The organism is Alkaliphilus crotonatoxidans, from assembly GCF_054658015.1.
Map to the genome: position 1 here is coordinate 67348 of NZ_BAAHXS010000006.1, position 20137 is coordinate 87484.

Below are 20137 nucleotides of genomic sequence, written 5' to 3' on the forward strand. Positions count from 1 at the left end.
TATAATGATGATAGTTTCTATATTAAATAAGATTGAGGGGATACAATGAAGCTTAAAGCATCAATTAAAAATATAGGAGAGAAGCTGTTAATTGGTATCAGGAGATTTCCAGGGGCGCTGTTGATGGCTGTCCTTACAGTTTCAGTACTAATCTATCTAAATCATCTGGAATACCCCCAAAGGCAATCCCTTGATGAAATATTGACAAGATTAGCCATGATTTTTGCCCTGGGAATTCCGATTTTTTTAACGATCCAAGTATTAATTGAGGGGATTAAAGGTCGAAAGGGCTTTGGTCTTGCTGCCCATTTCCTTGGGATTATCCTGTTGGGCTTTTACTATCGATACATGCTGAAGGATTTTGAAATGGTGGCCATTACCCGGTATATTGCCCTTACGTTGGCTTTGTATCTGTCCTTTGTGGTGATGCCTTATTTTAAAAGAAAAGAGGGCTTTGAGCTCTATGTTATTAGACTTTTAGTAGACTTCTGTATTACTTATTTTTATGCCATGATTCTATACCTTGGTTTGGCAGCCATTCTTTTAACAATTAATCTGCTTTTTTCAGCCAATATTCCTACAAAGGTCTTGCTGGATATATGGGTCATTGTGGTGGGGGTTTTTGGCCCGGCTTACTTTTTTTCAGGAATACCTGCCTATGATGAAGTTCTTTCCCAGGATCAATATCCCAGGGTATTCCAGGTGCTGCTGAATTTTATTGTGATGCCATTACTGGTGGTCTATGGAGGAATTTTGTACCTATATATCATTAAAACCGTTATGGAAAGACAATGGCCTATACAAATGATTTCTCACCTGATTCTATGGTTTGCCATCATCAGTACCCTGGTGCTTTTGGCAATCTACCCCTTAAGGCTTAATAATCAATGGTTTAAGGGGTTTGTAAATTGGTTTCCCAAGGGATTACTGCCCCTGGTGGTCATGCTTTTTATTTCCATGGGAATGAGAATTGGTGACTATGGGGTAACGGAAAATCGATATTTTGTTGTGGCCGGCGGGCTCTGGATCATGATTTCAATGCTTTATCTGGTTTTCAGAAGAAAGCAGGCCAGACCTATTGTAATTGCCATCAGCCTTAGTGCTATTATGGTATTATCGGTGCTGGGGCCATGGAGTGCTTATTCTGTCTCAAGGTATAGTCAGAATCAAAGGCTGATAGGATTTCTGGAGACCTGGCAGATGCTGGAGGACAGAAAGCTCATTAGGCCTAACGACAATGTTTCTCTGGAAGACCGCCGGGAGATCAGCAGTATCCTTGACTATTTCAAAAGAAATCATAGTCTTACCCAGGTAACTGTTTTACCGAAGGATTTTCAGCTTTCCGATATGGATCGTCTCATGGGCTTTCCTTATGAAGACAGCTATGGTTATGTCAATGATAGGAAATATTACAGCTATAGACTGGAAACTGATCCGGATATCTTAACTGTAAGGGATTACGACTATCTCATTTCATTTCAATATTTCGGGGGAGAGAAAAACAGCAGTTCCCAAGAGGGCGAACTTAGATACGACTATTCCAATGATCGTTTGAAGGTATTAAATATCGAAAATGTCATTTATGAAAAGGATCTGACAGAGATTGTTGATGAAATACATCGACAAAACCTAGGGAATGTTGTACTCTCAAGGGATAAGATGAGCTATTGGGATGAAAATGAGAGGGTGAAGGTAGAGCTGTTATTTAAAGAAATTGGTATTGTTCAAAATCAATCAAGTGAGACCTGGAAAATAGATCATGTTTCCTTTCATCTCTTTATTAAAATGAAATAGGGCTTAAGCCCCTGGGGAAGAGGAGCCCAGGGGTGTTTTTTTATGGTAATATTTGTGATAGAATTTAATTGAAAAATGTCGATTCTGTTTTTTATTTTTAATTATAGGATGATAGGAGGATTTGTAATTGACTGTAAAGGATGAGACTGAAATCATACAGGAACGAGGTTCCGGAAAGCTACTGAAAATGGTAGGATTCCTTGTATTGGCAGGGCTTTTGATGGTAACGGGGCTGGCAACATATTTACTGATGGATTATGCCCTGGATACTTATGGAGACCAGTTAAGAAGCCATGGTTCCATTGAAGACCAAGGGGAAGCTGAATCAATTATGGCCCAGAGCCCTGGGGCTGATGATAATGAAATGCTGGGGGCCCTTTATGAAATTGGCGGTGGTACGGCGAAAAAATCAATTCAAGAGCTTGCCGGGTTAAAATCAGAGGTAGTCAGAATAGAGACTGCCTCTGGTCAGGGATCAGGTGTTATCATTAGCAGAGAAGGCTATGTTATTTCTAACTGGCATCTGGTAAAGGGGAATGAAACGGTGAATACTTTCTTCCAAAATCATCATAAGGAGGCGTTCAGGGCAAAGGTCTTGCAATATGATGAAATGATGGATCTGGCTTTGCTTCAACTGGACAGGCTGCCAGAGGGGATTGAGCTGACAACGATCCCCCTTGGAGATGCTTCAAAACTGAAAGTAGGGGAGGAGGTTGTGGCCATAGGGAGCCCCAGGGGATTAATGAATACCGTATCAGAGGGATTGATTTCTGATTTTAAAAAAATAGATGGTGTAGCCTATATCCAAAATACTGCGTCCCTTTCTCCGGGAAGCGCTGGCGGTGCCCTTGTAAATACCCGGGGGGAGCTAATAGGAATTAATACCTTTAGGGTAATGGAATCTGAGAATGTTAGTTTAGCCATTTCTGTTGAAAATGTACAGGCCTTTTTAGATGATTATTTAGAAAATTTGAATTAGGGGGGAAATAATGAAGCTGGAGCGTTTGCTGGCTATTGTGATGCTCTTGATGAACAGGGACAGGGTAACAGCCAGGGAGCTGTCAGAAATTTTTGAGGTGTCTGGCCGAACCATCCAAAGAGATATGGAGGCCATTAATCTGGCAGGAATACCGGTGGTTTCCTATCAGGGATCCAGGGGAGGCTATGGAATTATAAAGGAATATAAAATAGATAAGGGCTTTATGAGTAATACAGAGTACCAGATGATGTTAACAGCCCTAAGGGGTGTTTATCAGGCCTATGAAGATAAAAATCTGCAAAATATGATTAATAAGCTCATGGTGATTAAGCAACCAAAGGCCGATATTGGTCAGAAGGTGGTATTTGACTTTAGCTCATGGGGAGAGACGGCCAGAAAAAAAGAAAAAATTGCCCTGGTTAAAAAAGGGATTGAAGAAAATAGGATGGTAAGCTTTAACTATGTTAACTGGAGTGGGGATGCCACTCGCCGCAGTGTTGAGCCCTATACCCTGCTGCTAAAGGTAAATAACTGGTATCTTTACGGTTATTGTCAGATGAGGGAAGCCTATCGCATCTTTAAGCTGTCCAGGGTCACAAACCTGGAACTGACAGGGGATCACTTTTTACCCCGTTCGGAAATTCCGCCGCTATCCCTGAAGGACAAGGATGAACGGCCGTTAACAAAGCTGGTTTTAAAATTTCACCCCAAGGCTTTAAATCGTTTAGAAGCCTACTTTGACTTAGAAGAACTGACCTATGACCAAAGGGGGATGATTCATGTAACGGTTCATTACCCTGAAGACGAGTGGGTTTACGGGATGCTTTTGAGCTTTGGGGAGCTGGTGGAAGTGCTGGAGCCCCAGCACATAAAAGCTATTTTAATGGAACGGGCAGAAAAAATGATTAAAAAATATCAGAAATAAGACAGACTGTTGTCGTTATTGCTCCTTTATAATGATAACTGAGGAAATCAAATAAAGGAGGCTTTTAATCATGAATAAGATAATTTGTCAAAGCTGTGGAATGCCAATGGATGACCCTAAGGATTATGGAACAAATGAAGATTTAACCCCCAATCAAGAGTATTGTACCTACTGTTTTCAAACAGGGGAATTTACTTCTGATACGTCTATGGAAGAAATGATTGAAATCTGTATTCCCCACATGGTAAAGGAAGGAATAGAGGAATCAGCAGCAAGAAGTATTATAACAAACCTTTTGCCTTCATTGAAACGATGGAAAGCATAGCAAAATTTAGTAAACCTACAAGCCGAATCTGTTCAGATTCGGTTTTTATCATTTATAGGAAGGTACTCCCTTGTTTTAAATCCTCCCAGGGAAGACTTTGTTCTAATTTGTAATTAATAATAATGGGTCAAATATCGAAATGCAAATCTATGGAATGGATAATTACTTTAAATTGTTATATAATGATCTTAAGGAACCCATCGGGTTTAAAAGAAATGGAGTGAAAAAAATGGACAATGTACTAAGTATAATTAAAGACAGCACTTTAACCTACGAACAAAGAGTAATAGCCCTTGCCAAGGCTGCTGAAAACAGTTTACAGGTATTTCAGCTTGATGATACCATTGAGGCTGATCGTAAGGCGGGAATCATTTGTGATCTGTTTGAGGGAAATGCGCCCTATCGGCCTAGATATATTGTTCCTGACTATGATAAGCTGATGAAGGAGGGGTGCGAATTTTTACGATTAACACCACCTACAAATATTTGGGAAGCCGTTAACACCCTTTTGATTTTTTATAAGCATGTACCTTCCATTACCTCATTTCCTGTTTATGTAGGGAACATTGATACATTACTTGAACCCTTTATTGAAAATGAAGAAGAGGCCTACCAAGCCATTAGGCTCTTTTTAACCCATATTGATCGAACCTTAACGGATTCTTTTTGTCATGCCAATATCGGCCCCTCTGACACCAGGGCGGGAAGATTGATTTTAAGGGCCGAAAAGGAATTGGGAAATGCTGTACCCAATATAACATTAAAATATAGCCATCAAACCCCAGACGAGCTGGCTCGTCTAGCCGTTGAAACTGCCCTAAAGGTTGCTAAGCCTAGCTTTGCCAACCATGAAATGTTTGTTTCTGACCTGGGAGAAGCCTATGGCATTGCCAGCTGCTATAATGGATTGCCCATTGCAGGGGGAAGCTATACCCTGGTTCGGCTAAATCTTGCTGCCCTTGCTAAAAAGGCCAGGGGCCCCGAGGATTTTATAAAGGAAGTACTGCCCCAGGGAATGAAACATATGGCGGCCTATATGGATGCCAGGGTGAAATTTTTAGTTGAAGATAGTGGTTTTTTTGAACACCATTTCCTGGTGAAGGAGGGCTTCATTAAGAAGGAGCGCTTTACTGCCATGTTTGGTATGTTTGGTCTGGCAGAGGCTGTTAATTACCTATTGAAGGCTGATGAACCGGAAAAACGCTTTGGTCATGGTAAAGAGGCCAATGACCTGGGGGTAGAAATCATAGAAAAAATGCAAGAGGTTGTGAAACAGCATCATAATCCCCATTGTCAAGTATCAGGAGGTCATTATCTATTACATGCCCAGGTGGGAATTGATACAGATCAGAATACCAGTCCGGGCTGTCGTATTCCAATAGGTGAGGAGCCTGAAATCTTAGAGCATCTGATGCATTCCAGCCTGTTTCACCCCTATTTCCCCTCTGGTATTGGTGATATTTTTACCTTCGATTCCACCACCGAAAGGAACCCACAGTATATTATAGATATCATCAAGGGGGCCTTTAAACGGGGAGTAAGATATTTTTCACTCTATTCCAGTGACTGTGATGTCATCAGAATAACCGGTTATCTGGTGAAACGTTCCGATATGGAAAAGCTAGATTTAGGTGAACAGGTATTGCACGATTCAGTTGTACTGGGATTGGGTGCCGTTAAGAACCAACGGGTCCTGGAAAGAAGAGTGAGGGAGAATGATTAGGGGCTATGTTAATCGCATTTTACCCTTTAGCTCTGTTGATGGCCCGGGTAATCGAACAGCCATTTTTTTACAAGGGTGTAATTTTAATTGCCTATATTGTCATAATCCTGAAACCATTAATCGATGCAGCCATTGTAGAAAATGTATCAGTCATTGTCCCTATGGAGCCTTGAACCTTGTCGAAGGGGAGGTCACTTGGAATGAAGGCATCTGTCAAAGCTGTGATGAATGTCTTAAGGCCTGTGGCAGCTGTAGCTCTCCCAAGGTAAAGGTAATGACGGCTGACGAAATAATGGAAGTAATCAATCGGGTTAAGCCCTTTATATCAGGTATTACTGTATCAGGTGGGGAATGTACCCTGCAAATGGATTTTTTAAAGGAGCTTTTCTTCAAAGTAAAACAGCTGGATTTATCTGTTTTTATCGACACCAATGGATCTATACCCCTATGGCATGATCAGACATTTTTAGACTCATTTGATATGGCCATGGTTGACCTTAAGGCCTTCGACCGGAGAGAACATATCATGCTGACGGGAACCGATAACGATCATGTCATCAAAAATATAAGCTTTTTAGCAGAGCGGCATAAGCTCTACGAGGTACGGACTGTGGTGGTGGAAGGGCTTCTGAATAATGAACAAACCATCGATGAAACCAGTCGTCTTATTGCTTCCCTGGACCCCCATATAGGCTATAAGCTGATCAAGTACAGGCCCTTGGGGGTAAGGGAGGGAATGGTGAAGGGACGAACACCTTCTAATGAAACCATGGAGAGGCTTGCTAATCTGGCTGAAAAAAATGGCTGTCGGAATATCATTACTGTATAATAGCTGCTATTACAATTTTTTTAATCAATCTAGTTTATGATTCGATAGAGTAGGTATAATATAATGTAGTGTATTAATTAAACATTAGGAGGAATTTTAAATGAGTGCTAATGAAGCCATTTATGAAGCTTTGAAGAAATCTAAAGATCCCCTAAAGGCAGGGGAAATTGCAGAAATTACAGGTATCGATAAAAAAGAGGTGGATAAAGCCATTAAGACATTAAAGAATGAGGGAAAAATTGTTTCACCCAAAAGATGTTATTACACCGTAGAATAAGCTGAGCAATCAGAATGATAATCATAAAATTACAAGAAGTCAGCACGCCCCATGATCGCTATAAAACCAGGGCTGCTGACTTCCTTTTATTTATGACAATGTTTTTTTAAATTTGATCATATGACGATTTCACCGGAAATGAACCTTTTCGTACTGGGATGGAGGGGATGATGGAACATATCAAAGGCGGCCCCCATCTCCTCTATGGTACCATGGTTCATAAAGGCAATTTCACTGCAAAGGCGTTTTGCCTGCTGTATATTATGGGTTACCATGATAATGGTAGGAGATTGGGCTTTATAATATTCTTTAATATTATTTTCCATTACCAGCATTGAGGCAGGGTCAATATTGGCAGTAAACTCATCAAGGATCAGCAATTTTGGATGAAAAACCAAGCCCCTGGCCAGGGCAACCTTTTGGGCTTCTCCCCCGGAAAGGGTCCAGGCTTTTTGATTTTTAATATGGTTTATCTCCATCTGGTCTATTAATTCCTTTACCCTTTTATTAATTTCATTTTTGGTAAAGCCCCTTAAAATAAGGGGATAGGCTATATTTTGAAATACAGAGGTTCGGAGCAGGTAGGGTTTTTGAAAAATTAATGTCATCTGCTTCATCAGGCTGGAATGAAGGGGCTGCCCATCATAATATATATCGCCAGAGGTGGCAGCTTCAATACCTGCCATAATTTTGACCAGGGTACTCTTTCCTGCTCCATTGGGGCCAATTATTCCTAAAAAGGACCCCTGGGGAATTTTCAAGGATTCAATATTTAGCACCGGCTTATTTTCATAGGATTTGGTTATGTTTTCTATACGAAGCTCCATAGTTATTCTCCTTGCTGAAAATGATACAGGATTGAGTTGATTAGAAAGGACAGAACCAGCAGCACAATGCCGATTGCTATGGCGGTTTCATAATCGCCCATGCTGCGGAGCATGGCAATGGTTGTGGTCATAACCCGGGTATGGCCCTTAATGTTTCCGCCTACAACCATTACTGCCCCCACCTCTGAAATTGCCCGGCCAAAGCCGGATACGATACCAGTAAAGATAATGACCCTCAATTCCTTAATTAAGATTAACAGGGTTTGAAAGGAGCTGGCTCCCAGGGTCTTGGCTACAGCCTTGATTTCATTTCCCTTTTCCTTGGTTCCGTTGTAGATGATCCCTGTAATAATAGGCGTTACCAGGCATACCTGGGCGATTATCATCGAGGTGGGGGTAAAGATTAACCCCAATCCACCCAAGGGACCCCGGCGTGATAATAGTAAATAGATAATTAAGCCTACAATTACAGGGGGAAGACTCATCATTGTGTATAGAAACCTAACCAACAATTTTTTTAGAGGAAAGGTTTTGGTGCCAATAATGATCCCTGTAGGAACAGCCAATAGACTGGATATCACCACAGCGCTCAAAGAAACGTAGAGGGAAAGCAGAACGACCCCGTATATTTCGGAATCCATTGAAATCAGCAATTGAATTGCACTTCTGAAGCCCTCTAAGATTTCCTTCACACCATTACCCCCCTGCTATTTTGCATTCGGTATAAATAAGGATTGACCAAATTCTTCAACGCCAAACTCACCAATCAATGCCTGCCCCTTTTCAGATAAAATCCATTCAACGAATTTTTGGGCTCCATCGTGGTTAATTTTTGAGTTTTTATCTGGATTGACAGCGATAACGCCATATTGATTAAAGAGCTTTTCATCACCCTCCACCAATACAGCCAAGTCCAGTTCATTTTTCATGGAAAGATAGGTAGCCCGGTCTGTCAGAGTATAGCCCTGCATTTCATCAGTCATTTGAATAACGGCTCCCATACCTTGACCCGCAGAAATATACCAGTCGCCCTCGGGCTCAACGCCAATTTCATTCCAAAGATTCAGCTCCATTTTATGGGTACCCGAATCATCGCCTCTGGAAATAAATATTGGATTGATATTTGCGTTTCCAACATTTTCATTAATTAATGTAAAGGCCCCTAAAATATCTTCCTTAGCCTGGTTGGCTAGATCCAGCGGATCATCGGCAGGTCCGATTAAAATAAAATCGTTATACATAACATCAAAACGCTCCAAGCCATGGCCAGCCGCTACGAACTCCTCCTCTGAAGCCTTGGCATGGACCAATAGTACATCTGCTTCACCGTCTTCACCCATTTTTAAGGCTTGTCCTGTACCAACGGCAATAACCTTCACTTCAATTCCGGTTTCTTCAGTGAATTGAGGTAGTAAGAAGTTCAGCAAACCACTGTTTTCTGTACTGGTGGTGGTTGATAAAATAATTTCAGAAGCTTCAGCTTTGGGTGTTTCAGGCGGATTTGAGGAGCTTGGGGTGTTATCGCTGCTACAGGCTCCCAATGTCAAGCTCAAAACCAGTAAAAGAACTACCATTAACATATTCTTTTTTTGACTGAAAGAAAATTTCATAAAATGATTTCCCCCTTAAAATAATTTGTAAAACTATTATCAAACAAATCATCCGGCCAATAGATTCTAAGGCTATCGGTTGATGGAGGAGACATAAAAAAAATGCCTGCGAAGGCATCATAATTATAAACAAAGATTAACCAAAACCTTTGTTATCAATATGACTCCTTTCCACCCTGGGAGGCGTTATCGTTTCCGATAACACCCTATAGGCTGATTTCCCATAGATCAATTGTATTCCTTAGAGAAATTAGCTCGGAGATAGGCTTGTACCCATAGTTTAATATATATTCTAAATTGTGTCAATCGTTATGTGGTTTTTATGTGTAGTTTTTAACAATCTTTGAATAGTAAAATGTAAGTTAGAGGTGCTGAAGCTTATATATTTTTTACAAACATGGTCTGACCGGATATTTGAGAAGAAGTAAATCCCATTTTATTTAAATAATTCAAGTGTTTTTGGTCTTGCGAGTAGGTAATGAATCGTTGATAGCCCAATTTCAAAAAATATTCACGATTATTGTTAAAAATATAACTAGCTATTTTGAAATCCTGATATGCCGGAACAGCAAAGTCAATTTCTATCAGTAATGTTGTGTCATCGTATTTGGAAGCAATGAATATCCCGGCAGGAACCAGGTTTCGTAATATATAGAACCCAATTATATCCTCATTGAGCTTTTCTCTTTGGAATAAGGGGAAAATATGGTTGATATCATTGTTATAGTAATTTAAGAATTCCATCAGGTATTTATCGGATTGACCGATTTCTATAATTTTAAAATACTCCCGTTCAGAATAAATTTTATACAGATAATACAAATTAATAAAGATAATAAAAAGATTAATAAAACCCACGGGCATAGCTCCAATTGCAAAACCGTAAATGCTAAACAAAAGGGAGCCAATCAGGTTTAACCAGCGAAGCTTAACAATGGAGCTCATTAATAAGGAAATGGCAATTAATATTGATGCTGCATAACCGATCCATTCTAATATTAGTTGATTCATAAAAATTCCCTCCTTTTTTGGTGTAGCATGGTATATTTTATCAGATTTTCATAGTGATTGCATCAATTTTTCGTAAAATGAGGTTTTCAAAGATACTATGGGGGATGAAGGAAAAGATAAGCTATTCAGGAAATTATATGATAAAATGAAAAGGCAATAAGAATATATAAGAAGAGGTGTAAAGGCTTGAGCTTACAAATCGGAAAAATCAATAGACTTATTATTGTAAAGCTGACTAAATTTGGTGCATACCTAAGTGAATCTGGAACAGAAAAGGATGAAGCGGTTTTACTTCCTCAAAAAGAAGTAACCGAAGAAATGAAGCCTGGCAGCAGTATAGAGGTATTTCTTTATCGTGATACACGGGATCGACTGGTTGCGACCCTGAAAAGTCCCCGGGGTCAGGTGGGAGAGCTGGCATACCTTCGAGTGGCAGATACAACAGCCATAGGGGCCTTTTTAGATTGGGGACTGGAGAAGGATCTATTGCTGCCGATTAGTCAGCAAACTACCCGAGTTAAGAAGGGAAGAAAATATCTTGTCAAAATTTATGTGGATAAAAGCAATCGATTATGTGGATCAATGGAAATTGAGGATCATCTAAAAACAACCAATGGTTTTACTAATGGGGAAATGGTAACGGGAACAGTCTATAGTGTCAATCCCAGAATTGGTGCTTTTGTTGCCGTGGAAAATCAATACTTTGGCCTGGTACACAGGTCAGAAATATACAAGCCCTTTGAAATAGGGGATCAGGCAACCTTTCGTGTTGTAAAAACCAGAGAGGATGGAAAGATTGATCTATCTACCAAAAAGCTGGCCTATCAGCAGCGGGATGAGGATGCAGAGAAAATATTGGAGCTGTTAAGGATGCATCAAGGGTTTTTGCCCCTTAATGATAAAAGTGACCCAAAGGACATTAATAAATATATGGCCACCAGTAAAAATGCCTTTAAGCGGGCATTGGGAAAACTATTAAAGGAAAGGAAAATAGAACAGCTGGATCAGGGAATACGACTATTATAAAACGATGATTATGATAAAAGTAGGCCGCCGGGAGTCTAACCCATAAAGAGCGGCTGTTTTCTTTCGGGAGTTGAAATAATTCTCAAGAAGGAGGATAATATTCTTATCAAATAATGTTGGGGGATGATGAAATGGATACTGAATTAAAATGGAGCTTGAAGGATCTCTATGAATCCTTTGAGGATAAGGACTTTCAAAGGGACTATGAATTACTGCTTAAGCAGATTGAACAGCTAAATCAATGGGCAGAGGAGAACCTTGAATCTCAGGGAAACGAAGGGGAAAAAATCATTGATTATCTGGAAATGCTGATAGCTGTTCAAGAGAGCTATATAAAGTTGTCAAGCTATTCTACCTTGTCAAAAAGTGTGGATGCCAAAAATCCAGAGGCTTCCAGGGCCCTGGAAAGAATTGAATCTCGATATGCTGAACTGAAAAGGGCCCATGTCCGGTTTCAGAAGTGGCTTCTAGAGGTAGAGGAAGTGGGGCGAAGGATTGATTGCTCAGAATTTTTATCAACTCACCGATTTTACATAATGGAACTCATTGCCAAGGGGCGTTATCGATTGGGCGACGATGAGGAGCTTTTGGCTGCAAAGCTGACCCACACCGGTGCTAAGGCCTGGTCAAAGCTCCAGCAGCTGTTGACTTCGACCCTGTTGGTGGATATTGAGCTGGAGGGGGAGGAAAGGGCCCTACCCCTTTCTGTGGTTCGGAATATGGCCTATGATGCTGATTCAGCCCTTCGGCAAAAAGCCTTTGAGGCGGAGCTGAAAAGCTATGAAAAAATTGCTGATTCCTCAGCGGCTGCGATCAATGGGATTAAGGGGGAGTCCATTATCCTTGGGAAAATGAGAGGCTTTGATTCACCCTTGGATGAAAGTCTGGTCCATTCTCGAATGAGTCGCAAAACCCTGGATACTATGCTCAAGGCAATGGAGGGAAGTCTACCTGCCTTTCGTCGATATCTTAAACAAAAAGCAAAGCTTTTAGGCCATGAAGCTGGTTTGCCCTTCTACGACCTATTTGCTCCTATAGGAAAATTAGACCGGCAATTCTCCTTTCCCCAGGCAATGGATTATGTAATTGAGAACTTTACTACCTTTAGTGAAAATTTGGGCAGCTTTGCCAGGCAGGCCTATGAAGGCCGATGGATTGATGTTGAGCCCCGGGAAGGAAAAAGGGGCGGAGGCTTTTGTTATTTTATTAGACCCATCAAGCAAAGCAGAATTCTTTTAAATTTTACAGGAAGCTTTAAAAATGTCATGACACTGGCCCATGAACTGGGTCATGGCTTCCACGGCCATTGTCTAAAGGATGAAAGTGTATTGAATTGCAGCTATCCTATGCCTTTAGCTGAAACGGCCTCCATTTTTGCCGAAACCATTTTGGTGCATAAAAGTATTGAAAGTGGAACGGATGAAGAAAAATTTTGGATTCTGGAAAATACCATTTCCCATGCAACCCAATTGATCGTTGATATATACAGTCGTTATTTGTTTGAAAAGGAGGTCTTTGAGAGAAGGCAGGATCATGGCCTGACTGTGGCAGAGCTAAATGAAATTATGCTGCAGTCCCAAAGGCTTGCCTACGGTGATGGGCTGAATCATCAGGTGCTGCATCCCTATATGTGGGTAAATAAAGTCCATTATTACTATCCTGAAAGACATTATTACAATTTTCCCTATGCCTTTGGACTCCTTTTTGCAAAGGGGCTGTTTGGACAATATCTTAAGGACAAGAATACCTTCCCTGCCAGATACGAGGAACTACTTAGAGCAACAGGCAAAATGTCGGTAGAAGAAGTTGCCAAGATTGTAGACATCAACTTGACTGATGAGGGATTTTGGAAAGAATCCTTGGCAATTCTTGAAAGGGACATTGAACATTTTATTGAACTGTCTATGGAAATATAAGTTAATTTTAAATGGCGCCAGGCTTGTTCTCTATCCTTTAAAAATGTTATAATAACTTAAGAAAATAATCATTTTGGGGGGAGCTGATATTTTGGAGGAACGCTTGTTAAAACTGATCCTAGATAAGCTGGATAATATTGAAAATGAGCAGCGTGAGATGAAACAAGAGCAGCAGGGGATGAAGCAAGAGCTGCGGGAATTGAAGCAAGAGCTGCGGGAATTGAAGCAAGAGCAGCAGGGGATGAAGCAAGAGCTGCGGGAATTGAAGCAAGAGCAGCAGGGGATGAAGCAGGAGCTGCGGAAATTTAAGCAAGAGCAGCAGGAAATCAACCAAAGAATTTTCAAAGAGCTAGAGACCATTAAACAGGATTTAAAGGAAATTAAATCAGTTCAAGAAACTATGAAGCAATTTATTGCCAATGTAGAACAGGTCATCGAAGAGGATCATAAATTTATTCAAAGGCTTAAAAAAGCTATCGGAGAATAATTTTAACCCCATTCTAACCGTAGATTGTTAGGATGGGGTTTTTATTATCATTTTATTCTGTTACAGAGTTTTTGAAGAATACAGTATAGTCTTGTCCTGTTTCAATAGCATCCATAATCTCCGATATTTTCTTATAATTGCTATTCCAGCTGTAAACTCTGGTAAATCGTTGCCGGGCCAAGCTGTTTTTTCCCAATAGACCGTAGGCTATGCCCAGCTGATAATGGATATCTACATAAGGATGGTCCATACTACGTTTTTTGCCCAGCGCATCTTTAAAGGCTTCTATGGCAGCTTCAAGGCGCTCCATTCCCATAAAGGCCAATCCCTTTAAATACCCCCTCCAAAGAGTCATGTCTTGAATTTCCTCCTTAAAGCCCTCGAGGCTTTCACAGAGGTTCAAGGCAAAATCGTAGTCCTTATTATCAAGGGCTAAAAAAATTCCATTGAGGGCAGGCCCCCAATAAGCAGAATGAAAAAACTGAGGCCCGTCATGGAGCTTAAAGTATTCTCGATAGGTAGAATAGGCCATGGAAGCGTTATCTAGGTTTAGTTGGCAGTCAGCCTTAATTAATAAAAGGGTCCGATTGGCATTGGGATAGGTTAGGGCTTCATCAAGTCGTTGAATACACTCCGTATATTTTTTTCTCTGATAAAGCCCCCTGGCAGTCTTAATCAAATCAGCCATGGGGTCTGCTTTTTTTCGCCAAAGGGCAGTCAACAGAATACAAAGGGCGCCTATAAAAAATAAAATTGAAAAACGATAGCTCAGAAAAATAGCAACGATTCCAACGATCCCCAAAAACCTTAAAAGAACTGGACTTGGAGCTTTCATGCCCTTCGAATCAATGTGATTAAAAAGTTCTATAGCAGAAGGCTCTGAAGTAACCTGTAACGCCGGGCGATTTTTGCTCCCTCTTTGAAAGGTAAAGCTTTGAGAATATTTCAAATCAGTTTTAGGGATGCCTGCTGTAGCCTGTATACCCCTTGGATTCAAGGTAATACGAAGATTCCTATTTTGATTCTGTACTGTGATTTGTTTTTTATCAATGTCAAGCCTGAGTCCTTTACCCAGTAATACGCCCTTACCCTTTTTGATCGCCATAATAACCTCCCCATAAGTATAGACCTAACACTATTATAGACAGAATATAATGAAAAATCAAGAGATTTCAATTATTAACAGCATTTTTCCTGGGAAATAAACAGCACTAACATTGAATTATTTTTTCTTGACGATTAGCTTAAGAAAGTATACACTGTATATAAACAATATAAACACTATATACAGATTGGAGTTTAGTATATGAGAATTTTGATATCAAATTCTACACAACAGCCTATCTATGAGCAAATATGCAACCAAATGAAGCAGCACATCTTTTCAGGAGAATTACAGGAGGGAGAAATGCTGCCCTCCATCAGGAGCTTAGCGAAGGAGCTCCAAATTAGTGTGATCACCACCAAACGGGCCTATGAGGAATTGGAAAAGGAGGGGTTTATAGAAACCGTACCTGGAAAGGGTTCCTTTGTAGCAGTTCAGAATAAAGAGCTTATGAGGGAGAAAAAACTAAAGCTAATAGAAGAAATACTAGTAGAAGCTTTTTTGCAGGCAAAGCTAATTGGTTTGAAAAAAGAAGAGCTTTTAAATATGGTGGATATATTATTTGAGGAGGATATGTAAATGGACACCCTATTGGAAGTAAAGGGATTGACAAAGAAATTTAAGGGCTTTACCCTGGATAACGTAAGCTTTACCCTGAACAGGGGCTATATAATGGGATTAATAGGCCCAAATGGGGCGGGTAAAAGTACAGTTATTAAGCTAATTATGAATCTTTTATTAAAGGATCAGGGAGAAATTAAAATTTTTGGAAAGGATTACCATAAAAATGAAAAAGAAATAAAAAATCGTATTGGTTTTGTATATGATGAAAACTACTATTATGAAGATTTAAGAATTGATGAAATGAGAAAAATTGTGGCTCCCTTTTATAAAAAGTGGAATGAAAGTACCTTTCAGAATTATATAAAACAATTTCAATTAAGGCCTGATCAAAGGATTAAAGAGCTTTCCAAGGGAATGAAGATGAAGTTTTCCCTGGCCATTGCCCTTTCCCATGGGGCAGAATTAATTGTAATGGATGAGCCTACATCAGGTTTGGACCCAATTATTAGAAATGAATTGCTGGAAATATTGTATGAGCTGATACAGGACGAAAATGTCGGCGTGCTCTTTTCCACCCATATTACCACAGACCTGGACCGGATTGCAGACTACATTACCTTTATGAACAAGGGAAGGCTATTGTTTTCTGAACCCAAGGATGAGGTCATCGAGAAATATCGCCTTGTAAAGGGAGGAAACGAGCTGATTAATGATGAAATGAAAAAGGAGTTTATTGGGATTCAACAGCATCATTATGGCTTTGAGGGGTTGATTGTCAGTAAAGGTTATTTAGACAAACAATTAAGAAATCATGTAATAGTTGAGAAACCTACCTTGGAAGAAATAATGCTCTATACAGTTAGGGGGAATAAATATGCTTAAACAGTTGGTACTAAAGGATTATATGGTCCAAAAGAAAACCTTTCTTACCGTTTTGGTTTATTGTATTTTTATCTTCATTTTCATGCCTCAAGTCGCCAATATCTATATAATGGGCGCTGTGGGAATTACCTATATATTATTACAAAATGCCTGTATACAGGATGAAAAGAATAAAAGTGAACTGGTTCTCATCAGTTTGCCGGTCAGTCGTACAGAGCTGGTAATGGCAAAATACCTTTCGGGCTTATCCTTTGTAGGGATCAACCTGATTGTTTTGAGCCTGATGGGATTCATCTTTTCTATTTTTGTAAATCCGGGTATACAACTGATTCAACCAGTAGACGTATTTTTAGCCCTTTCTGTAAGCCTGCTGCAGGTATGTATATATCTTCCTATTTATTTTAAGCTGGGCTATCATAAGGGACGGATTGTCAGTATTTTACTTTTCATGGTTCTAACCTTCAGTCCTTCCTTGCTGCTAGAGAGGGCAAAGAAAGGAGCTGAATTCGGCAGGGCTCTGGGGACCTTAATAAATCATGGTTTAGATGGACAATTGCTATTGATCTGGATTTTCTTACTAATCATCATTACGGTTGTTTCCATTATATTGTCTCAGTTATTCTATCGTACGAGGGAGTTTTAGTCCTATTCAAGTCAACGGTCTTGGTGTGATACAGGCCGTTGACTATTCATTTGAAATAGGATAGGATATAGTTCACTGGTCTTGGCAGTATAAAGGATAGTGCTAATTTTGTGAGTTTCAAAAACAAAAGGTTAGAATAGAGGTGTCAATATTTTGAATCGGTTAGAGACCATCGGTTTAGACGGTGGCTACGAAAATCAAAAAATCATTAATAATATTTCACTACAGGTGGCTTCAGGAGAAATTGTGGGTTTAATCGGACCCAATGGAGCAGGAAAAACAACCCTGATGAAAACCCTTTTAGGTCTATTGCCCGCCATGGGGGGAAGCATAAAATTAAATGGCGTACTATCTGATGAAAGGCAAAATAATTGTAGGGAAAGCCTGGGCTATATACCAGAAATTCCATATTTATACGATGAATTAACCCTTAAAGAGCATCTGCAATATACTGCCATGTGCTGTGGATTAAGTGAAGGGGATTATAAGCAACGGGTAAAGGAATTGCTTATCCTGTTTCAAATGGAGGAAAAATTGAATCATTTCCCCCATTCCTTTTCAAAGGGAATGCGGCAAAAGGTTATGGTAATGTGTGCCCTGCTTCAAAACCCAAGTCTGTTGATTGTAGATGAGCCGTTCATTGGACTTGACCCTCGGGCCATTAACCAGTTTATTAAGCTGTTATATCGTTATAAAAATCAGGGAATGGGGATTCTACTCAGTACCCATGTACTCGATTCGGCAGAGAGATTATGTGATCGATTCATACTTCTTAACCATGGGAAGGTGATTTTTTCTGGGACCCTGGAGCAGATGCAAAGCAAGTCACAAAATAAAGAGGCAAATTTAATGGAATTGTTCGATATATTTGTGGAGGCTCAGTCATGAACGGTGTTAAATTACTTTGGAAGAAAAGGATACAATATTTAGTCAAAACCTATTATCGCTTTGTGGCCTTTCAATTTGATTGGATAATAATATTCTACACGATGCTATTCTTATTTTTGATAAGCTATAATTACTTTCCCTTAATGCTTCAAATAAAAAAACAAATTTATATGGAACCCTGGCGCTCTTTGATTTTATTTACTACTACGGCTATGATTACAGGAGGGAGCTATCGAGGGTATCTGCGAATCGCCGATGAGGTTTTTCTGCTTCCCTTTTATCACCTTAGAAAAACCTTTGTTACCTATTCCAGTTATCTTTCAATAGTTCTACAAATAGGGCTATGGAGTCTGTATTTGGGATTGGTGGCACTAATCGCAGGAAATCTGGGGAGGAAAATCTTTGGTCCCCTACAAAGCATATGGTTGATGGGAATGATGATTAAACTAATTAATATGAATATCAAATATGTCCTTTTCCACCTTCCGAAACGATGGATCATAAGACCTTTAAAAATTATGAGTCAGCTAACAGTCTGGGCCTTAACCTATTATTTATTAGTAAATTACAGATTAGCCTCAGATATAAAGTTAATTATTACATTGATTATGCTGCTGCTTCTAACATTGATCATTAAACTGAAAATTCGCCCTCAATGGATTCGCTGGATAACCGAAGAGGTAAGCAGTAGGTCAAAAAGTATGGCCCTTCTTCTTCAGGAGGGAATAGGTGAAAGGCGTAGTTACCTTAAAAAAACCTTGCCTGCCTTTAACGGTAGGCTGTTGGAACCCTTCAACCAAAAGGGTGGTATGCTGCTCTTGTACTATCGAATCCTGTTAAGAGGAAGTGGAAACCTGAAAATTATTCTTTCTATTCTAGGAGTTTTAATTGGTTTAACTATATTCATTAAAGAGCCCAAAGCCATAGGGGCTTTAATCTTATTTGGAATTTTTTTGATGGGTAATTTCCTTTTTTCCATTTGGCATGCCTTAAAGGATGATCAATTTCTAAGACTTTTTCCTATTCCCTTGAAGGACAGAAATGTTGCTTTCAAGCAAGGTCCGCTATTGGTTTTGATATTGATTACTGTTATACTATTTATAACAATGCAGGCTATTCAGACAGTAATTCTGTGGCCACCCTTAGACCTGCTTATCTTTCTGGGGTGGGCATGGATAATATGTGAAATAAAAACCTTTACTTTAAATTTGAAAAAGGTGTAAGGAGGATGAATCGTGAGAAAGATGAGAAAGGAAAGTCGAGAAATTGCAACGGAAGCCGCTAAGGAAATCTTATATTCAGGGGAAGTTGGTGTCCTGTCAACCGTTGATGAAGCAGGTCAACCCTACGGTGTACCAGTTAATTATGCATCAGATCATGAGTATATCTATTTTCATTGTGCTTTAGAAGGTCATAAGCTGGATAATATTAAAGGAAATAATCGGGTATGCTTCACTGTCTATGGTTCCAATCAGGTGATTCCTGACCGCTTTACGTCTACCTATGAAAGTGTAGTGGTATTTGGAACCGCCGAGGAAATAACAGGGGATAGAAAAATTAGGGCACTGGAGCTATTGGTTGAGAAATACAGCCCTGGTTTTATTACAGCGGGAAAGCAATACATCGAAAGGGCCCACGATAAAACCTGCGTGCTGGCAATTAAGATGGAACATATCACCGGCAAGCGATCCATGAAGCAGGGCTAAGGTGGAAGCCATGAGGGTTTTTACGGCCATTACTTTATCTATTCAGATTAGAGATTACCTGAAGGAGCTGCAGGAGTATATTAAACCCTATGTGTTAAAAGGCAATTTTACTGACTACGATAATTTTCACTTGACCCTTCGGTTTATAGGAGAGATTCAAAATGAGAAAAATAGAATTGTAGCAGCCATGGGGCAGGCAGCTTCAGAGACCGGCAGTTTTCTTTTAAGCACCGATGAAATAGGAACCTTTAAAAAGAAAAATAAATATATTCTCTGGTTGGGGGTTACGCCCCTTCAAGAACTCCAGCGATTCTATCAAAACCTTGAAAGTGCCATGGAGCAGCAGGGCTTTTCACAAGAGGAGCGACCCTACCGACCCCATATTACCCTGGGAAGGGAGCTGGTGATGACCAAAGAAGTTGAAGAAGTGAGGCAAATATTGCCCTATAGACGGATGCATATAGCAATAGATCATATTGCCCTGATGGAAAGCAAAAGAATCAATGGAAAATTGACCTATGCTCCGTTGGAAAGGATTTCTCTTATTAAATAATTGTATTGGTACAATCGAACATTGGAATTACTGAAAAATAAAGATTTACAGGAGTTTTGCTTCATGA

Annotated in this window: 22 protein-coding genes and 1 riboswitch; of the genes, 17 read left to right on the plus strand and 5 right to left on the minus strand. The window is 39.8% G+C overall.

The window, feature by feature from the left end; translation table 11 throughout:
* The first annotated feature begins 45 nt into the window (after nt 1–45).
* The 7 genes from ACYQ1I_RS12365 to ACYQ1I_RS12395 all read left to right on the plus strand — a co-directional run bounded on the left by ACYQ1I_RS12365 (nt 46) and on the right by ACYQ1I_RS12395 (nt 6852).
* Complete coding sequence (locus tag ACYQ1I_RS12365) at nt 46–1794, plus strand: DUF4153 domain-containing protein (RefSeq protein ID WP_459765758.1); 1749 nt, start codon at nt 46–48, stop codon at nt 1792–1794.
* Between the two features lie 127 nt (nt 1795–1921).
* A complete protein-coding gene (locus tag ACYQ1I_RS12370) occupies nt 1922–2773 on the plus strand; it encodes a S1C family serine protease (protein WP_459765760.1) in 852 nt (283 codons plus the stop codon).
* A 10-nt stretch (nt 2774–2783) separates the two neighbouring features.
* Nucleotides 2784–3698 (plus strand): helix-turn-helix transcriptional regulator, encoded by a 915-nt coding sequence (locus ACYQ1I_RS12375; RefSeq protein WP_459765761.1) that lies wholly within the window; start codon nt 2784–2786, stop codon nt 3696–3698.
* A 70-nt stretch (nt 3699–3768) separates the two neighbouring features.
* Nucleotides 3769–4023 (plus strand): zinc ribbon domain-containing protein, encoded by a 255-nt coding sequence (locus tag ACYQ1I_RS12380; protein WP_459765763.1) that lies wholly within the window; start codon nt 3769–3771, stop codon nt 4021–4023.
* Nucleotides 4024–4252: 229 nt separating this feature from the next.
* Complete coding sequence (locus tag ACYQ1I_RS12385) at nt 4253–5746, plus strand: YjjI family glycine radical enzyme (protein ID WP_459765765.1); 1494 nt, start codon at nt 4253–4255, stop codon at nt 5744–5746.
* Nucleotides 5739–6575 (plus strand): YjjW family glycine radical enzyme activase, encoded by an 837-nt coding sequence (locus ACYQ1I_RS12390; RefSeq protein WP_459765767.1) that lies wholly within the window; start codon nt 5739–5741, stop codon nt 6573–6575. Before ACYQ1I_RS12385 ends, ACYQ1I_RS12390 begins: the two co-directional genes overlap by 8 nt.
* Before the next feature lie 100 nt (nt 6576–6675).
* Entirely contained in the window at nt 6676–6852 is a 177-nt protein-coding gene (locus ACYQ1I_RS12395; RefSeq protein WP_459765769.1) for an HTH domain-containing protein, read from the plus strand.
* Nucleotides 6853–6968: 116 nt separating this feature from the next.
* On the opposite strand, the gene ACYQ1I_RS12400 is transcribed toward ACYQ1I_RS12395, so the two are convergent.
* From ACYQ1I_RS12400 to ACYQ1I_RS12415, 4 genes are all read right to left on the minus strand, one after another.
* A complete protein-coding gene (locus ACYQ1I_RS12400) occupies nt 6969–7679 on the minus strand; it encodes an ABC transporter ATP-binding protein (protein ID WP_459765771.1) in 711 nt (236 codons plus the stop codon).
* Between the two features lie 2 nt (nt 7680–7681).
* Nucleotides 7682–8371: an ABC transporter permease gene (locus ACYQ1I_RS12405; protein WP_459765773.1), complete on the minus strand. Its 690-nt coding sequence runs from the start codon at nt 8369–8371 to the stop codon at nt 7682–7684.
* A gap of 15 nt (nt 8372–8386) precedes the next feature.
* Complete coding sequence (locus ACYQ1I_RS12410) at nt 8387–9289, minus strand: ABC transporter substrate-binding protein (protein ID WP_459765775.1); 903 nt, start codon at nt 9287–9289, stop codon at nt 8387–8389.
* 148 nt (nt 9290–9437) lie between these two features.
* Nucleotides 9438–9562, minus strand: a riboswitch (molybdenum cofactor riboswitch).
* Nucleotides 9563–9667: 105 nt separating this feature from the next.
* Entirely contained in the window at nt 9668–10300 is a 633-nt protein-coding gene (locus tag ACYQ1I_RS12415) for a hypothetical protein (RefSeq protein WP_459765777.1), read from the minus strand.
* A 186-nt stretch (nt 10301–10486) separates the two neighbouring features.
* Here ACYQ1I_RS12415 and ACYQ1I_RS12420 point away from each other — a divergent pair, with 186 nt between their 5' ends.
* From ACYQ1I_RS12420 to ACYQ1I_RS12430, 3 genes are all read left to right on the plus strand, one after another.
* Entirely contained in the window at nt 10487–11326 is an 840-nt protein-coding gene (locus ACYQ1I_RS12420; RefSeq protein ID WP_459765779.1) for a CvfB family protein, read from the plus strand.
* Between the two features lie 131 nt (nt 11327–11457).
* Nucleotides 11458–13242, plus strand: coding sequence for a M3 family oligoendopeptidase (locus ACYQ1I_RS12425; RefSeq protein ID WP_459765781.1), 1785 nt, complete (start codon nt 11458–11460; stop codon nt 13240–13242).
* 91 nt (nt 13243–13333) lie between these two features.
* Nucleotides 13334–13729 carry a hypothetical protein gene (locus ACYQ1I_RS12430; protein WP_459765783.1) on the plus strand — a complete coding sequence of 132 codons (396 nt, stop codon included), beginning with the start codon at nt 13334–13336 and terminating at the stop codon, nt 13727–13729.
* A gap of 52 nt (nt 13730–13781) precedes the next feature.
* On the opposite strand, the gene ACYQ1I_RS12435 is transcribed toward ACYQ1I_RS12430, so the two are convergent.
* Entirely contained in the window at nt 13782–14834 is a 1053-nt protein-coding gene (locus ACYQ1I_RS12435) for a tetratricopeptide repeat protein (protein ID WP_459765784.1), read from the minus strand.
* A 201-nt stretch (nt 14835–15035) separates the two neighbouring features.
* Here ACYQ1I_RS12435 and ACYQ1I_RS12440 point away from each other — a divergent pair, with 201 nt between their 5' ends.
* The 7 genes from ACYQ1I_RS12440 to thpR all read left to right on the plus strand — a co-directional run bounded on the left by ACYQ1I_RS12440 (nt 15036) and on the right by thpR (nt 20070).
* Nucleotides 15036–15413, plus strand: a complete 378-nt coding sequence (locus tag ACYQ1I_RS12440; protein WP_459765786.1) for a GntR family transcriptional regulator — start codon at nt 15036–15038, stop codon at nt 15411–15413.
* Entirely contained in the window at nt 15414–16280 is an 867-nt protein-coding gene (locus ACYQ1I_RS12445) for an ABC transporter ATP-binding protein (RefSeq protein WP_459765788.1), read from the plus strand.
* Nucleotides 16273–16923, plus strand: a complete 651-nt coding sequence (locus tag ACYQ1I_RS12450; RefSeq protein WP_459765790.1) for an ABC-2 transporter permease — start codon at nt 16273–16275, stop codon at nt 16921–16923. The genes ACYQ1I_RS12445 and ACYQ1I_RS12450 overlap by 8 nt, the downstream gene beginning before the upstream one ends.
* A gap of 153 nt (nt 16924–17076) precedes the next feature.
* Nucleotides 17077–17811 (plus strand): ABC transporter ATP-binding protein, encoded by a 735-nt coding sequence (locus ACYQ1I_RS12455; protein ID WP_459765792.1) that lies wholly within the window; start codon nt 17077–17079, stop codon nt 17809–17811.
* The gene (locus ACYQ1I_RS12460; RefSeq protein WP_459765794.1) at nt 17808–19034 is read left to right on the plus strand and encodes an ABC transporter permease; all 1227 of its coding nucleotides are present in this window, start codon (nt 17808–17810) and stop codon (nt 19032–19034) included. The genes ACYQ1I_RS12455 and ACYQ1I_RS12460 overlap by 4 nt, the downstream gene beginning before the upstream one ends.
* A gap of 21 nt (nt 19035–19055) precedes the next feature.
* On the plus strand, nt 19056–19517 hold the full coding sequence (locus tag ACYQ1I_RS12465) for a pyridoxamine 5'-phosphate oxidase family protein (protein ID WP_459768164.1): 462 nt from the start codon (nt 19056–19058) through the stop codon (nt 19515–19517).
* Nucleotides 19518–19527: 10 nt separating this feature from the next.
* Entirely contained in the window at nt 19528–20070 is a 543-nt protein-coding gene (gene thpR, locus ACYQ1I_RS12470) for an RNA 2',3'-cyclic phosphodiesterase (RefSeq protein ID WP_459765796.1), read from the plus strand.
* Nucleotides 20071–20137 lie beyond the last annotated feature (67 nt).

What these genes read in the sequence shown, in the direction of transcription:
- ACYQ1I_RS12395 (WP_459765769.1), top strand. Translation starts at nt 6,676, where the DNA reads ATGAGTGCTAATGAAGCCATTTATGAAGCTTTGAAGAAATCTAAAGAT.
- ACYQ1I_RS12435 (WP_459765784.1), bottom strand. Translation starts at nt 14,834, where the DNA reads ATGGCGATCAAAAAGGGTAAGGGCGTATTACTGGGTAAAGGACTCAGG.
- ACYQ1I_RS12385 (WP_459765765.1), top strand. Translation starts at nt 4,253, where the DNA reads ATGGACAATGTACTAAGTATAATTAAAGACAGCACTTTAACCTACGAA.
- ACYQ1I_RS12415 (WP_459765777.1), bottom strand. Translation starts at nt 10,300, where the DNA reads ATGAATCAACTAATATTAGAATGGATCGGTTATGCAGCATCAATATTA.
- ACYQ1I_RS12450 (WP_459765790.1), top strand. Translation starts at nt 16,273, where the DNA reads ATGCTTAAACAGTTGGTACTAAAGGATTATATGGTCCAAAAGAAAACC.
- ACYQ1I_RS12465 (WP_459768164.1), top strand. Translation starts at nt 19,056, where the DNA reads ATGAGAAAGGAAAGTCGAGAAATTGCAACGGAAGCCGCTAAGGAAATC.
- thpR (WP_459765796.1), top strand. Translation starts at nt 19,528, where the DNA reads ATGAGGGTTTTTACGGCCATTACTTTATCTATTCAGATTAGAGATTAC.
- ACYQ1I_RS12460 (WP_459765794.1), top strand. Translation starts at nt 17,808, where the DNA reads ATGAACGGTGTTAAATTACTTTGGAAGAAAAGGATACAATATTTAGTC.
- ACYQ1I_RS12445 (WP_459765788.1), top strand. Translation starts at nt 15,414, where the DNA reads ATGGACACCCTATTGGAAGTAAAGGGATTGACAAAGAAATTTAAGGGC.
- ACYQ1I_RS12425 (WP_459765781.1), top strand. Translation starts at nt 11,458, where the DNA reads ATGGATACTGAATTAAAATGGAGCTTGAAGGATCTCTATGAATCCTTT.
- ACYQ1I_RS12380 (WP_459765763.1), top strand. Translation starts at nt 3,769, where the DNA reads ATGAATAAGATAATTTGTCAAAGCTGTGGAATGCCAATGGATGACCCT.
- ACYQ1I_RS12365 (WP_459765758.1), top strand. Translation starts at nt 46, where the DNA reads ATGAAGCTTAAAGCATCAATTAAAAATATAGGAGAGAAGCTGTTAATT.
- ACYQ1I_RS12375 (WP_459765761.1), top strand. Translation starts at nt 2,784, where the DNA reads ATGAAGCTGGAGCGTTTGCTGGCTATTGTGATGCTCTTGATGAACAGG.
- ACYQ1I_RS12400 (WP_459765771.1), bottom strand. Translation starts at nt 7,679, where the DNA reads ATGGAGCTTCGTATAGAAAACATAACCAAATCCTATGAAAATAAGCCG.
- ACYQ1I_RS12390 (WP_459765767.1), top strand. Translation starts at nt 5,739, where the DNA reads ATGATTAGGGGCTATGTTAATCGCATTTTACCCTTTAGCTCTGTTGAT.
- ACYQ1I_RS12440 (WP_459765786.1), top strand. Translation starts at nt 15,036, where the DNA reads ATGAGAATTTTGATATCAAATTCTACACAACAGCCTATCTATGAGCAA.
- ACYQ1I_RS12410 (WP_459765775.1), bottom strand. Translation starts at nt 9,289, where the DNA reads ATGAAATTTTCTTTCAGTCAAAAAAAGAATATGTTAATGGTAGTTCTT.